The 13,283-nt window shown below is 69.4% G+C and carries 11 protein-coding genes and 3 tRNA genes; 5 read left to right on the plus strand and 9 right to left on the minus strand.

The window, feature by feature from the left end; translation table 11 throughout:
• Positions 1 to 13: 13 nt before the first annotated feature.
• Positions 14 to 706 carry a TioE family transcriptional regulator gene (locus A3CE_RS0119725; RefSeq protein ID WP_020641834.1) on the plus strand — a complete coding sequence of 231 codons (693 nt, stop codon included), beginning with the start codon at positions 14 to 16 and terminating at the stop codon, positions 704 to 706.
• Here the strand turns inward: A3CE_RS0119725 and A3CE_RS0119730 are convergent.
• A complete protein-coding gene (locus A3CE_RS0119730) occupies positions 695 to 1,537 on the minus strand; it encodes a hypothetical protein (protein WP_026468669.1) in 843 nt (280 codons plus the stop codon). The two genes, A3CE_RS0119725 and A3CE_RS0119730, sit on opposite strands and share 12 nt — an antisense overlap.
• Before the next feature lie 133 nt (positions 1,538 to 1,670).
• Here A3CE_RS0119730 and A3CE_RS51345 point away from each other — a divergent pair, with 133 nt between their 5' ends.
• Both A3CE_RS51345 and A3CE_RS0119740 read left to right on the plus strand, forming a co-directional pair.
• Positions 1,671 to 3,065, plus strand: a complete 1,395-nt coding sequence (locus A3CE_RS51345) for an MFS transporter (RefSeq protein WP_020641836.1) — start codon at positions 1,671 to 1,673, stop codon at positions 3,063 to 3,065.
• A 17-nt stretch (positions 3,066 to 3,082) separates the two neighbouring features.
• Positions 3,083 to 3,709 (plus strand): TetR/AcrR family transcriptional regulator, encoded by a 627-nt coding sequence (locus A3CE_RS0119740; protein WP_020641837.1) that lies wholly within the window; start codon positions 3,083 to 3,085, stop codon positions 3,707 to 3,709.
• Positions 3,710 to 3,763: 54 nt separating this feature from the next.
• On the opposite strand, the gene A3CE_RS0119745 is transcribed toward A3CE_RS0119740, so the two are convergent.
• The 8 genes from A3CE_RS0119745 to A3CE_RS0119775 all read right to left on the minus strand — a co-directional run bounded on the left by A3CE_RS0119745 (position 3,764) and on the right by A3CE_RS0119775 (position 10,980).
• Positions 3,764 to 4,636, minus strand: coding sequence for an alpha/beta fold hydrolase (locus tag A3CE_RS0119745; protein ID WP_020641838.1), 873 nt, complete (start codon positions 4,634 to 4,636; stop codon positions 3,764 to 3,766).
• Between the two features lie 61 nt (positions 4,637 to 4,697).
• Complete coding sequence (locus tag A3CE_RS53550) at positions 4,698 to 6,986, minus strand: RCC1 domain-containing protein (protein WP_020641839.1); 2,289 nt, start codon at positions 6,984 to 6,986, stop codon at positions 4,698 to 4,700.
• Positions 6,987 to 7,114: 128 nt separating this feature from the next.
• Positions 7,115 to 7,188: transfer RNA gene (locus A3CE_RS56585), tRNA-Cys, on the minus strand.
• Between the two features lie 228 nt (positions 7,189 to 7,416).
• A tRNA-Leu gene (locus A3CE_RS0119755) sits at positions 7,417 to 7,493 on the minus strand.
• 77 nt (positions 7,494 to 7,570) lie between these two features.
• Positions 7,571 to 7,639, minus strand: a tRNA-Trp gene (locus tag A3CE_RS56590).
• Positions 7,640 to 7,957: 318 nt separating this feature from the next.
• Entirely contained in the window at positions 7,958 to 8,134 is a 177-nt protein-coding gene (locus tag A3CE_RS56595; RefSeq protein ID WP_157376788.1) for a hypothetical protein, read from the minus strand.
• Between the two features lie 320 nt (positions 8,135 to 8,454).
• Positions 8,455 to 9,711, minus strand: coding sequence for an RHS repeat-associated core domain-containing protein (locus A3CE_RS0119770; RefSeq protein ID WP_020641842.1), 1,257 nt, complete (start codon positions 9,709 to 9,711; stop codon positions 8,455 to 8,457).
• A gap of 597 nt (positions 9,712 to 10,308) precedes the next feature.
• A complete protein-coding gene (locus tag A3CE_RS0119775; RefSeq protein ID WP_020641843.1) occupies positions 10,309 to 10,980 on the minus strand; it encodes a Type 1 glutamine amidotransferase-like domain-containing protein in 672 nt (223 codons plus the stop codon).
• Between the two features lie 591 nt (positions 10,981 to 11,571).
• Here A3CE_RS0119775 and A3CE_RS0119780 point away from each other — a divergent pair.
• On the plus strand, positions 11,572 to 12,189 hold the full coding sequence (locus A3CE_RS0119780; RefSeq protein WP_020641844.1) for an RNA polymerase sigma factor: 618 nt from the start codon (positions 11,572 to 11,574) through the stop codon (positions 12,187 to 12,189).
• Positions 12,179 to 13,228, plus strand: coding sequence for a CU044_5270 family protein (locus tag A3CE_RS51355; protein WP_020641845.1), 1,050 nt, complete (start codon positions 12,179 to 12,181; stop codon positions 13,226 to 13,228). The genes A3CE_RS0119780 and A3CE_RS51355 overlap by 11 nt, the downstream gene beginning before the upstream one ends.
• The last annotated feature ends 55 nt before the right edge of the window (positions 13,229 to 13,283 follow it).

Genomic DNA, 13,283 nt, shown 5'->3' on the forward strand with positions numbered 1-13,283 from the left:
CTTGAAGACTCGCTTGAGACCTGCTGACCTCGCCCGTGAGCACGGTATCTCCACCCAGGCGGTCCGCAACTACGAGCGGGACGGCTTCCTCCCGCCCGCCGAACGCACCGCGAGCGGCTACCGGGTTTACACCGAGGTTCACGCGCGCGCCCTGCGCGCGTTCCTCGACTTGGTAACGGCGTACGGACACGCGACGGCCGGCGGGATCATGAACGCCATCCATGACGACGACCTCGTCCGCGCGCTGACGCTCGTCGACCGCGGCCACGAGCAGTTGCTGCGGGATCGCGAAACCCTCAACTCGGTCCGGAAGGCGATCGGGTCCCTGCCGACCGGTCCGGTCCATGAGGGGCACCCTCATGGCGTTCGGACGGTCGGGGAACTCGCGCACCGCCTCGGCGTCACCGCGGCGACTGTGCGGGCGTGGGAACGCGCGGGAATCCTGGTCCCCCAGCGCGATCCGGCGACCGGCTACCGCGTCTTCCGCGCAGCCGACGTCCGCGACGCGGAGCTGACCCACCTGCTCCGCCGCGGCGGCTACCCCCTCGACCACATCGCGACGGTGGTCACCCAGGTCCGCACCGCGGGCGGCACCGAGTCCCTGGCCGAGGCGCTCGAAACCTGGCAGGACAGGCTGACCGCACGCGGCCTGGCCATGCTCGACGCGGCCGCCCGGCTCGGCGAGTACGTGCGGCTACGGCCGTGACCGCGGGTGCAGCCGGTCGTACTCGTGCGCGGCCGAGCGCTGGGTACGCACCGGCAGGGCTTTTTCTTCGGCCTCGTCGTCGATCTCGTTGAGCCCGAGCTGCACCGCCAGCCGGATCTGCTCGCGGTTTTCCCGGACGACGGCGGAGAAGAAGTCGTCGATCCGCGGATCGACGAGCACTTCGAGCAGCACCCGGAACGAGGTGTCGACGACCGTGCGCACGATCTCGTCGTGGAACGGCAGCCGCTTGAGCTTCCCGAGCTGCGGGTCCGCGGCGATCTTCTCGGCGATGATCGTGCGCAGCTCGTCCCTGTTGGCACCGAGCGACTTTGCCAGGTTTTCCGGGTAGTTGCCCGTTTCCAGCACCTTGACGACCTCGTCGAGCACCGCGATGGTGATCGGCTTCTTGATCGCCTTGACGATCGGCTCGGACAGCTTGTCGACGAGCCGGTAGGTGAACTGCTCGCCGACGGCCCGGTCCGCGGCCCGGCCGATCCGCACGAGCAGCAGCACGACGGTGACGAACCGGTGCCCGACCATCACCGGGTGCGCGACGGGAATCATCGCGAACAGCTCGTACCAGTTGCGCACCAGGAACTTCTTGGCCCACCGCCGTTTCCGCCACCGCCACAGGAACTCCAGGAGGAACAGCGCGCAGATCCCGCAGTCGACGAAGAAGATCACCAGGCCGACGTCCCGCGCCGGCGGGCTGAGCACCATGAACCCCAGCAACCCCACCGAGCCGGCGGCGAGGACGAGCATGACCCAGTCGTCGGCGCGCACGTTGCCGGGCAGGATCCCGCTGTTGAGCTCGGGTTCGGTGGTGACCATGGCCCCGATGATGGCACGCACCGCCCCGATCAGCCGGGTCGCCACGACCGTCACTAATCAAACAGATGGTTGACACAGTCTCTCGTCTGATTGATTATCGAGTGGACTCCGGTACGGGAAGAAGGGGGACGTCGTGGAGAAGCACGCGCTGAGGTGGTGGGCGCTGGCCGTCGTGGTGCCGGCGGTCCTGGTGGACATGATCGACAACCAGATCGTGGCGGTGGCGCTGCCCACCATCCAGCGGGAGCTCGGCACCGGCGAGTCGGCGCTGCAGTGGATTTCGGCCGGTTACGCATTGGGTTTCGCGCTCACGCTGATCACCGGCGGCAGGCTGGGTGACCGTCACGGGACGAAAAAGCTGTTCGTGACGGGCATGTTCGTGTTCACGGCGGCGTCGCTGGCCGCGGGTCTCGCCGGGCACGTCGGCGTGCTGGTCGCCGCGCGCGTGGTGCAGGGCGTCGGATCCGGGCTGATGGTGCCGCAGGTCCTGTCGTTCATCCACGCGGAGTTCGACGAGCGGGAGCGGCCGAAGGCGATGACGTGGTACGCGGCCGCGTTCCCGGTCGGCGGCCTCGCCGGCCCGCTGCTGGGTGGCGCGCTGACCGAGGCCGACCTGTTCGGCACCGGCTGGCGGGCGATCTTCCTGGTGAACCTGCCGATCGGGGTGCTCGCGCTGCTCGGCTCGCTGGGCACCATGCCGGACCGGCCGGGCTTCTCCCGGCACCGCATGGACCCGGCGGGGCTCGCCCTGCTGACGGCCGCGTTGTTCGCGGTGTTCTTCCCGCTGGTGCAGGGCCGCGAGCTGGGCTGGCCGGCGTGGTCGATCGCCCTGCTGGTCGCCGCTGTCCCGCTCTTCGGCGGGTTCGCGCTGCACCAGCGGCGCCAGTTCCGCCGTGGCGGTGAACCGCTGGTCCCGCCGGACCTGCTGCGGCACCTCGCGGGCAGCCAGGCGGTCCTGCTCTGCGTCAACACCGGCGTCGGCGTGTTCTTCGTCCTGACGCTGCACCTGCAGCTCGGCCTCGGGTTTTCGCCGTGGGAAGCGGCTTTGACGTTCGCGCCGTCGACGCTCGGCATCGTCGCGGGCAACGTCCTGAGCATGCGGCTCGCCCCGCGGTTCGGCCGCGCGTTCACTGCGGCCGCCGTCACAGTGCTGCTGGCCGGCCTCGCCGCGATCGCGGTTCTGGTGCCGTGGCTGGGCCCGGCCCTGAGCGGGTGGGCACTGCTGGTTCCCGTGATCGCCGTCGGGCTCGGCATGGGCGCGGTGCTGAACGCCTTGTTCGCGGCTGCGATGTCGGGCATCCGGCCGGAGCAGGCGGGCGCGGCCTCCGGCGTGGTGAACACGACTGTCCAGCTCGGCACGGCGACCGGGATCGCCTTGGCGGGCACGGTCTTCTTCACCCGGCTGGACCACGGGTACGCGTCCGCGACGACGGGCGCGCTCACGGTCAGTGCCGGGGTGCTGGTGCTGGCCCTCGCGCTGACCGCCGTCCGTCAACCTTCTGTTCCGCAGAGTCAAGCAGTTGGTTGACGGATATAGTCGGGCGCGTGACCGCGTCGAAGCCTCGCCGTTCGCCGAAGCCGCAGGAGCGGCAACGGGACCCGGAACGCACCCGCCGCCTGATCTTGGAGGCGGCGGGCGCGGAGTTCGCGGCGAAGGGGTACGCGGGCGCCCGGATCGCGGCCATCGCGGCGCGGGCGGGCGTGAACCAGCAGCTGATCTCGTACTACTTCGACGGCAAAGAGGGTCTCTACCGGGCGCTGTCGGACCAGTGGGCCGAACGCCAGCGTGAGCTGGTCGCACCGGACATGCCGCTGTCGGAGCAGGTGCGGCGCTACGCGCTGGAGGGATCGACGGGCCGCGACGGCATGCGTCTGGTGGCCTGGTCCGGGCTGGAGTACGAGGGCGCCGAGCCGGACCCGGACCACGCGGCGAGGACCCAGCGCCTGGCGGGGTCGGTGGACCAGATCACGGCCATGAAGGCCGACGGGCGGTTGCCGGACTGGGTGGACCCGGCGAGCCTGACGGTGCTGCTGATGGCCGCCGCGATGGCGCCGGTGACGCTGCCGAACGTGGTCGAGGGGCTGACGGGGACGGATCCGGCCTCGCCGGAGTTCGTGCGGCAGTACGCCGACCAGCTGGCCAGGCTGGTCGAGCACCTCGGCCGCCCGTAGTCCTCTGTGGACGATCGCAGCCCAAGTCACACCGCACGGCCGCCCCCGGAACCCTCAGCCCTCCGTGGACAGCACCTCCCGCAGTTTCGCCGCGAAGGCTTCCGGCTGCCCGGCATAGCCGAACTCACCACCGAGAAAACCACCGTGATGGCTCGGGAACACCGTCGCCTCCTGCCCGAGCAGCTCGGCGGTCGCCAGGGCCGTGCGCCCCGTGAAGACCTCGCGGGACTCCTCGCCGACGGCGATCACGACGCGCGTCGACGCCGCGGTCAGCGCCGCCACGTCGAGCTGGTACGTCGTGACCGCCAACGACCGCTCGGTCAGCAGCGGGTCATCGCGGCGGCCGTCGTCTTCGGGCGGCATTCCGAACTGGGCCGGGTCCGCCGGTGGGAGGGCGAAGTAGTCCTCGGTGAACTCGCCCTTCCACGACCCCAGCACCATGAACGCCGCCATCCCGGCGCCGAAACCCCGGGCCTGGTACGCGTCCCGCATCTCCTGACCTGCGCGTTCGGCCGCCGCGGCGTCGGGGAGCGGCTTGATCAGCGGTGGCTCGTGGGCCACCAGGGTTGTCACGTCACCGGGGTGGGCGGTGACGAGCGCGAGCCCGGCGACCGCGCCCCCGCTGCTCCCGAACACCTCGACCGGGCCGGCGCCGAGTGCCTGGATGACGGCGTGGATGTCCTCCGCCTGGACGGCGGGCACGTGGTCGTCCCGCCCGTCTTTGCGGACGCTGCGCCCGAGCCCCCGCGGGTCGTAGGTGACCACGGTCCGCTCCGGGAAGTACGACGCCAGCGTGCTGAACCCCTCCGCGGTCATCGGCTGCCCGATCATCAGCAGCGGCGGCCGCGGGCTCTCGGCGGGCGCCGGCCCGTGGACGTCGTAGACGATCCCGGCCTCGGGCGTGTCCAGTGTGTGCGTCGTCGTCATGGGTTCCTCCCGGTTCAGGACTCCCCGGAGACTAGACCGGCCCACCGACAGTTTCCGGCGGTCACGACCCGAGTGCCACTCCTTCGAGGATCGCCTTGACGCCGCTCAGGCCGGGCACCTGCACCGGAACCGTGGTGTAGTACGGATAGCCGAAGACGCCTTGCCCCAGGGCGAACTGGGAGTTGTCACCCCAGCCCCAGACCGTGCCGTCCGCGCGCACCGCGTAACCGCCGTCGTTGAACGTCCCGATGGCCTTCGCGTCGGTCAGGTCGCGAACCTGGACCGGAACCGCGGACGAGCAGTTCGGGCCCGGGTTGACGCAGTCGAGGCCGTTGCCCAGCCGGCCGTTCCGGTTCTCACCCCAGGCGAAGACCGTGCCGTCCGTGCGCAACGCGTAAGCACTCGGCCAGTTGCCGACCACGGCGGAGACACCCGTCAGCCCGGACACCGCTACCGGCGTGCGGGACACGCAGCTCGAGGCCGTGCACGCGACGCCGTTGCCCAGCTGGCTGTACGTGTTGTCGCCCCAGGCCCACACCGTGCCGTCGGTCTTGACGGCGTAACCGCTGTAGCCGTCCCCGCTGCCGATGGCCTTGACGCCGGTCAGGCCGGAGACGCGCACCGGCACGGCGGAGCTCGCCGCGGTCGAGCCGTTGCCCAGCTCGCCACGGGTGTTGCTGCCCCAGGCCCAGACGGTGCCGTCGGACTTCAGCGCGTACGCGGTGTCCCGCGCGGCGGCGATGGCGGTGACGCCGGTGAGACCGGAGACCTGCACGGGCGTGTCGCCGTCCTGTCCCCACCGCCACACGGTGCCGTCGGAGCGCCGCGCATAACCCTCGTTGTCGCCGGCCGCGACGGCCGTGACCGACGTGAGCCCCACGACCGGCACCGGCGCGGCCGAATTGCCGCTCGACGACCATCCGTTGCCCAGCTCACCGGTCCAGTTGGTACCCCAGGCGCGGACGGTGCCGTCGGCGCCGAGGGCGTACCCGTGGGAAACCCCGCCCGCGACGGCGACGACGCCGCTCAGGCCCGCCATCGGCTTCGGTGACACGACGTACCCGTCGCCCTGGCGCCACGAGTAGCTGCCCCACGTCGACACGCACCCGGCCTGGCAATCGGCCGGTGCCAGGGTGAAGTAGCCGGAGAGGTCGGCTGTCACGTCGACCGAGCCGGCGCGGTTGTGGACGTAGACCGCGCGCGTCCGGTCGTAGGGGCTGCTCGCGGCCGGACCGACGGCGGACACCAGGGGCGCGGTCGCCACCGAGATGGTCTGTCCGGGGACGAGGCTCAGGCTCGGGTTCGGCTGGTTCGACGAATTGCGGTTCCACGCGGTGACGACGGTGTCCGCGGTCGCCGAGTAGCCGGTCAGGTTCAGCGCCACGGCGAGCGCGTTCGACGGGATCGACGGCTGCAGCCAGTACGAGAGGTCGCTGTTCGCGCCGATCTTCCGGGGCTTGCCGTCCGTGGTGCCGAGACCGGTGCGGGTGTCCAGCACCCGCTCCGGGGCGACCGGGGTGAACAGGGCCCCGTAATCGGTCGCGTAGAAGCCGGCCAGCGCCACGTACGTGGTCACCGTGCCGGCGAGGTTGTACAGGTCGATCGACCGGTCCGCGCCGATCTTGACGGTGATCAGGTTCGTGCCCTGGCCACCGGGGTAAGCGGCGACGTTGGCCATGGTCGGCCGCGGGGTGCTGTGCGGGAAGACCGTGACGTAGGTGGCCGCGGTCGGTTCGGTCAGCGTCAGGCCGAGGGTCACGGCGGTGGCCGTCGCGGGGACCCGGTCGGTCAGGCTCAGCTTGGTGGTGACGCCGGCGCCGATCTGGGGGAGCGGCAGCCCCGACTGGCTCAACGGCGTGTACCGCGAGCCGGGGTCGGTCGAGTAGTAACCGACGATGCTCGCGATGAGGTGGGTGGAGCCGGCCTCGTTGTAGAAGTCCAGCGTCCGGTCCGCGCCGACCTGCACGGTGACCTGGTTGGACCGTCGCTTGTTCGCCTGCACCAGCAGGTTCGGAAGCGCGGGCCGGGCCTGGCCGTGCGGGAACACCGTGATCGCGGTGTCGGCGGCCGGGCTCTCCGCCCAGAGGTTGAGCACGACCGCGGTGGTGTTAGCGGGCGCGAGCGCGGCCGCGCTGCCCGTCACCGTGGTCTTGGCGCCCACGGCCCCGACCGGGATGCCGACGCCGCGAACGGTGTCGAGGAAGCGCGTCGGCTGGACAGCGGTGAAGGTCGACGGCGGCGAGCTGAACGCGGCCGCCGTGGCCGTGAAGCCGGTGACGAGCGAAGCGAGTGTGAAGAGCGCGGCGGCCAGAGCAACGGTCGCCGACGGGCGTGACGCGATTGTGCGCATGATTCCCCCAAGAACGCCCGGTACGGGCACGGACGGGACTCTATGCCGGTTCACAGTGGACGGATAGCGTCCGTTCGGCTTACCGCGGTTTGCGCACAGTGGACTTGCGCACAGTGGAGCCGACGTCTTGAGACCCGCCCGGGAGTCGAACCCGGCACCGGCGGCTTTGCAGGCCGCCCCATGACCGTCACGACACGGGTCCTGAGTCGCGCGCCGTGGTGTCGATCCACGTAGGCGGGGCTTATGAGGCCCCGCTGGTTGCCGAACCGCGCGCGTGAGTGGCCGACCGGACTCGCACCGGCTTCGCCCGGGGCCACAGCCCGGGGCCTCGTCTCCTTCGGCATCGGCCACGGTGGAAGACGTGGGTGTCGAACCCACCGAGGCGATCTTGCAAAGATCACCCGCGCACCGGCGCGTCTCCCCTCCGAACTGGTACCCCCACCAGGATTCGAACCTGGACTGGACGCGTTCTGAGCGCGTTGCCTCTTCCCATTGGGCTACGGGGGCGCACTCGCGTCGCCCGCACTGTTGCGGCCGAGACGAGCGCAGGGAAATGTCTGCTCCACTGTGTAGGTTTCAAAGAGCACCGGCGGAAGGAGTCGAACCCTCAGGCCGCGGTTTTGGAGGCCGCGCCGCTTCCGAAGCACGCCGGTAAACAATTGCGGGCACAACAAAAAACCGCCCGTCCCGGTTTCCCGGAGGGCGGCTCCCTGACATGACGGGTACGTCATGGCGGGAAGCCGGAAAGGCCGTGTCGCCGCAGGTGGAGACACATGAGTGCACACGGCACGGCGACGGCGGTGCGCCACGCCTCTCGCCTCTGCATGTGCGTCATGCTCTCTCCTCGGTTCGTTCGTGTGGAACCATCATCAGGCACCGGCGCCGCGAGGTCAATGCGTTTTCCACACCGGCCGGGCCGCCGGTGACCGGGTCCGGATCGGAGCACCACCGCTCCGTCCGTTACCGCCGATTCACCGGGTATGCCGAGCGAACACCGACATCAGGACAGCGACAGCAGCGCAAACAAGCCCGACGGCGATGTACTCGAAATAAGTGACGCCGACGATGAACGCCACCACCGCGGAAAGCACCGCAGCCAGAGCGAGCACACCGGCGACCACACAAGTCCGTTTGCGGCTCGTTCGCACGCGTTCTCCGTTCTCCCTGAAGGCGGCGGGTGGTGCTGTCGCCGGCGCGTCGCGCGCCCCGAGTCGACGACGTCACAGGGCCGTCAACCCGGGGGCCGGCATCGAGGTCCTTACTGCAGCTTCGCCCAATTCCGCTTGAGGGTGAATATCGAGTAAAGAAACAGCAGTGCGAAAATTACCGTCAAAACGATGACAACAGGACTATGCCAAATCAATGACATGACCACGAGGGCGATGAGCAGAACTGCCGAAAAGCTCATGAAAGCTATGCTCACAGACTTGCTCATCACGTTTGTCCTCCTCATGTTCGGCTGGTTCGACTAACCGTTGCGGCAAGCGAGCACCGCGCCACCGACGGCGCCGACCGCGGCGAAGGTCGACCCCACCGCGAGGCCGGCCGTAATGCCCCCGGTGGCGCCGGTGGCGGCCCATGTTGCCGCCGTGCCCAGCAAGGTGAAGATGGCGCCGGCGCCGGCATTTACACACCCCGCTGAAGCAGCGCCGGCGAGGTCGGTGCGATTGACGGGGTCGCCCTGGCCGTAGGCGTAGGTATTGGCTTCCTGGCCGGTGGGGTCGGGTTGGGTGAAGCGGGCGTAGACCGGGCTGTAGTGCCGGTAGCCGGTGAGGTACTCGCTGCCGGCGAGCTGGTAGCTACCGATCCAGCGAAGCCGGTTGGACGTGCCGGCCGGGCCGGTGATGCCGGTGTTGAACCCGTACGGCGTATAGCCGTACGTGCCGGTCACCGCGCCGGTGTCGTCGATCAGGGCGATGACGCTGCCCTGGTAGTCGGTGATGGCGTTGTGGTGCTTGCCCGCGGCGTCGACCAGCCCGGTGAGCTTGCCGTCGACGTCATGGGCGTAGGTCGTGGCAGCGCCGTTGTCCACGGTCCGCGAAATACCCAGCGCGGTGCGGGTGAAAACGTGCGTGACGTCGCCGGACCCGACGCGTTCGGTGATCGACGCGGGCTGGGTCTGGTCGAGGGTGTCGTAGCCGGCGGTGAACAACGTGCCGGAACTCGACGTGACCGAGGTCCGCTGGTTGGTGTCGCTGTAGTGGGCCTGACCACCGGGGTCGGTCGTGGTCAGGTTGCCGGCGCCGTCGTAGCCGACGGTGACGTTGTCGATCTTCGTCATCTGGTCGGCGTTGTCGACGGTGTAGGTGTGCCCGTCGCCGGCGGTGATGTTGCCGGCGTTGTCGTAGCCGTAAGTGCGAGAACCGGCTTTGGTGAGGCGGCCGAAGCCGTCGTAGGTGTTGTCGGCGGTGCCGGTGACGTCGGTGCGGGACTGCACCTGGCCGGTGTCGGTGCCGTCGGGCCGGTCGTAGTGGTAGGTGGCGACCTGCGTGACGCTTCCCGCGTTGCGCGTGACGCGGGTGAGCAGGCGCCGTTCGTAGCTGTTGGTGAACGTCGCTCCGGCATAGCGGGCGATGGTGCGGTTGCCCGTCTCGTCGTAGGTGTAGGCGGCCAGCCCGGTGCCGTCGGCCTTGGCGATCGAGACGACGTGGTCGAGCTTGTCGTAGCCGTAGACCATTTTGACGCCGTTGCCGTCGGTCACGCCGGCGACGCGCGAGAGCGGCATCCGCCGTCGCCGGAACCGCGAAAACCAGTGCGGCGGCAGAAGTGAACGTCAAAATGCGCAGCACAAATGGCCGCAACAATTTCCGTTGCATAATAAGGTGAATCTCCCCTCGGAACCCGCAGGTCCCACCCCAGGCAACAGGACGCCACCAGACCTGATCACACTATGGCGACAGATCACCGGCGGCAGTACATGGAAGTCGCAACCACTCGAATGCCCCAACGCGGAACACACACGCCGCGCCGGTCATTCCGGAACAATTCCCACGAAATTCGAATCGACCCGAGGCAGGCGATTCGGAAACCGTTCCGCCCGCGAAACCGCCGCGGGATATCGGAGCCCGCGAGGCATACCCGCCGAGCGGGAAGGGAGCCGCCAAGGGGGCTCGAACCCTGACCTTCTGTTTACAAGTCCGCCAGAAAACGATGTCGACAAGTGTGCTGGTCTCGTCGGGGAGGTGCCAGGCCGCCACGAGGTCGAGCGCCGGCGGACGGTCTGCGCGTCGACGTGGAGCTGGTCGGGGTGCATCGTCATGCCGCCATGCTCCCGTGGGCGACCCGCGGGTGCCGCAGATTTCTCGCGGCAGGCTCGGCGCCGTCATCGCCCGATCAACCGCCAGCGCCCGGCCGAGACGACATCCACCTTGTCGCCGCGGACCCGGATCGCCGAGTCGTCGTCGAGCAGGTAGAGCGGGAAGTCCACGCTCGCCGCCAGCCGGTCCGCCCATGCCTCGTCGCGATTGGGGAAGGACGGGGAGTCGAGGTGCGGCTTGACGTACCAGTCGAACAGCGGGCAGGCCGGCTTGATCCGCTCCTCGCCGAGGAGGTGGAGGTCGGCTAGGTCACCGAGCAGGTCGGCCGCCCGCTCGTCGAAGCGCCGGCTGAAGATCATCGAGCCGGCGCTGGTGCCGACGTACACCTTCTCCCGCAGCAGCCTCGGGAACGCCTGGGACAGGCCGGCGCGGGCGATGCTCTGAGCGAGATGGAACTGGTTGCCACCGGTGACCCACCAGACGTCGGCCCGGCCCAGACGTCCCTCCAGCACGTCCCGCGGCAGGCCGTTGAGGTCGAGCACGTCGAGCTCGCCCCAGTCCATGCCGTGCAGATCGGCGAGCGCCTCGACGAACCAGCCGTGGTCGCCGGGTTGGCCCAGCGAGGCGGTCACGATCGCGGCGACCCGTGCCTCGGCGCAGGGCTTGCCCAGCAACTCCGCGAACGCCTGCCGCAGTGTGTCGTTGGCCAGTCCGTTCGAGGTCAGCAGCATCCGCATGACCCCGATTCTGTCGCACGCCGGCCAGAAACGGCGTGACAGGCCGGTCAGCCGGTGAACAACTCGCCGATCTGGCGACCAGCGTGTTGACGAATGCGTCCGGTAGGCCGCGATGCCGCAGCCCCCAAAAGGTCCACACGGCGGAACAGCTCGAGCCCGACCGGGCGCGTTGCCTTCTCCTCGCAGCAGCACCACAGCCGGGTGCCTCGTCAGAACCTTGACGCGGCCGGTCGCACATCGGCATGAGCGAGCATGTGCGGTGCGTGCTGTTCGAAGTAGGGTGTGCAACCACCTGGGTTGTCGACACGATGTTCGGGCAGGAACACGCCGTAGGTGTGGTCAGCCCAGCCAGGGCAAGCCCTTCGGACATCTGCATCGCACGCCGGCTGTGCCGCAGACAGCGCGCGTCGGATACCGCCGACATTTTGGCGTGTCGCGGGCGACTTGGTCATCGGCATGAGCGTGTATCGCCGCGTTGCGGAACCCTTGTTGGATGCACACCTGCGGATCCTTGTCCACCGGCCCCATGGTGTGACCGGGATCACCGGAACGTGCTGGCGTGGTCGGACAGACGGTTGTGTGGAGCTAAGAATGCGGACCGGAGTACGCGCGGGCGATCACGATGCGTTCGCCGAGCTGTTCGACCGCCACGCCGGCGGGGTGTACAACCATGCTTTCCGGCTGACCTGGTCGTGGTCGACAGCCGAGGACGTGGTGGCGCTGACGTTTCTGGAGGCGTGGCGGCTGCGGTACAAGGTCGACCCGGAGGGCGGGTCGTTGTTGCCGTGGCTGCTCGGGATCGCCACGAACGTCGCCCGCAACACCACTCGCTCTGCGCGCAGATATCAGGCCGCGCTGACCCGCTTGCATGCCGACCGGGCAACGCCGGACTTCGCTCAGGATGTGGTCGACCGGGTCGACGACGTCCGTGCCGTGGCCGCGGCGCGGGCGGCGTTGGAGCGGCTTCGACCGGGTGAGCGGGATGTCGTGGCGCTGGTGGTGTGGGCCGGGCTTGACCAGGCGTCAGCGGCGCAGGCGTTGGGCATTTCCGTGGGCACGGTGCGATCCCGGCTGTCACGTGCTCGGGCGAACCTGCGAGCGACGCGTGATTCCGCGGCCGCACGGGAACGCCACGGCGCGAGCGGACAGATACAGGGCAGCCACACAACCGTGGCCTGGCCCGGACAGGAGGCACGTGATGAGCGCTGACCACAGGCGCGACGAGAACGCCGTCGCCGACGTAGCCCGGCTGCTGCCGACGCCACCGGGGCGTGCCCTGCCGGCCAGTCGCAACCACGCACTCAAGGAGCTGGTGTTGAGCGAGATCACGCCAACCCGCAACACCGTCTACAACGCACCACGCCGAAGGCTCCTACGCCGCGCGGTCCTGCTGCCCGCGCTCGGCGCAGTCGTCGCAGCCACCGCCGTCGGGGTCGTTGTCGGGGTCAACCGTCCCACCCCGGCACCGGCACCGGCACCGGCTGCGGCACCGCCCGGTGCACCAGCGGAATCGCCGGCAGTTCAGCTGCTGGCCCGTGTCGCAGCCGTCGCGGGCAAGGGACCTTCGCCCGCGGTGTCCGACACCAGCTACGTGTACGTCGACACGTTGCAGGCATTCGCGAGCGGCAGTGACACCGGCGGCAAGAACGGCAACCCGTCCCCTGACCCGGTGTCCGCAAGGCTCGGCGAGCCACGACCGCGGCAGGTGTGGAAACCGGTCGCCAACCTGTGCGAGAAAGGCTTGCTGCGTCAGAACGGCCGCGACCTGGACATCACCGCGCGCAACGGATCCTGCCCGGATCGCGGCAGCCTGAACAACCCCACCTACCGGCTGCTCGCCTCCCTGCCGACCGAACCACGCGCACTGCTGGACCGGATCTACACCGAGACCAATGGACACGGCGTCACCCCCGACCAGGAAGCGTTCGTCACCATCGGCGACATGCTCCGGGAATCCGTCGCGCCACCGCAGATCACCGCCGCGCTCTACCGTGCCGCCGCACTGATCCCCGGGGTCACTTCCGTACCCGACGCCACCGACGCCGCCGGTCGCCACGGCGTCGCCGTCGCCCGCGACGACGGCTTCGTCCGCAATGAATGGATCTTCAACGCCACCACCGACGAACTGCTCGGCGAGCGTGACGTGCTCACCAAGGACAACCCCGGCCGCGGCCGGGCGGGCGACCTCGTCGGCACGACCGCGATCATGACCAAAGCCATCGTCGCCGGTGTCGGTCGGACATCATGACCCGGCCACGCCGGTAGATCCGACAAGTGATCGTGCCGTGCGCGGGTTGGCAAGC

Source organism: Amycolatopsis balhimycina FH 1894, assembly GCF_000384295.1.
GTDB classification, from domain to species: domain Bacteria; phylum Actinomycetota; class Actinomycetes; order Mycobacteriales; family Pseudonocardiaceae; genus Amycolatopsis; species Amycolatopsis balhimycina.

Excerpts from the sequence above, each read along its gene's own strand:
- A3CE_RS0119730 (WP_026468669.1), bottom strand. The coding sequence starts at position 1,537 with ATGGTCACCACCGAACCCGAGCTCAACAGCGGGATCCTGCCCGGCAAC.
- A3CE_RS0119745 (WP_020641838.1), bottom strand. The coding sequence starts at position 4,636 with ATGACGACGACGCACACACTGGACACGCCCGAGGCCGGGATCGTCTAC.
- A3CE_RS53550 (WP_020641839.1), bottom strand. The coding sequence starts at position 6,986 with ATGCGCACAATCGCGTCACGCCCGTCGGCGACCGTTGCTCTGGCCGCC.
- A3CE_RS0119770 (WP_020641842.1), bottom strand. The coding sequence starts at position 9,711 with ATGCCGCTCTCGCGCGTCGCCGGCGTGACCGACGGCAACGGCGTCAAA.
- A3CE_RS0119775 (WP_020641843.1), bottom strand. The coding sequence starts at position 10,980 with ATGCGGATGCTGCTGACCTCGAACGGACTGGCCAACGACACACTGCGG.
- A3CE_RS0119780 (WP_020641844.1), top strand. The coding sequence starts at position 11,572 with ATGCGGACCGGAGTACGCGCGGGCGATCACGATGCGTTCGCCGAGCTG.
- A3CE_RS51355 (WP_020641845.1), top strand. The coding sequence starts at position 12,179 with ATGAGCGCTGACCACAGGCGCGACGAGAACGCCGTCGCCGACGTAGCC.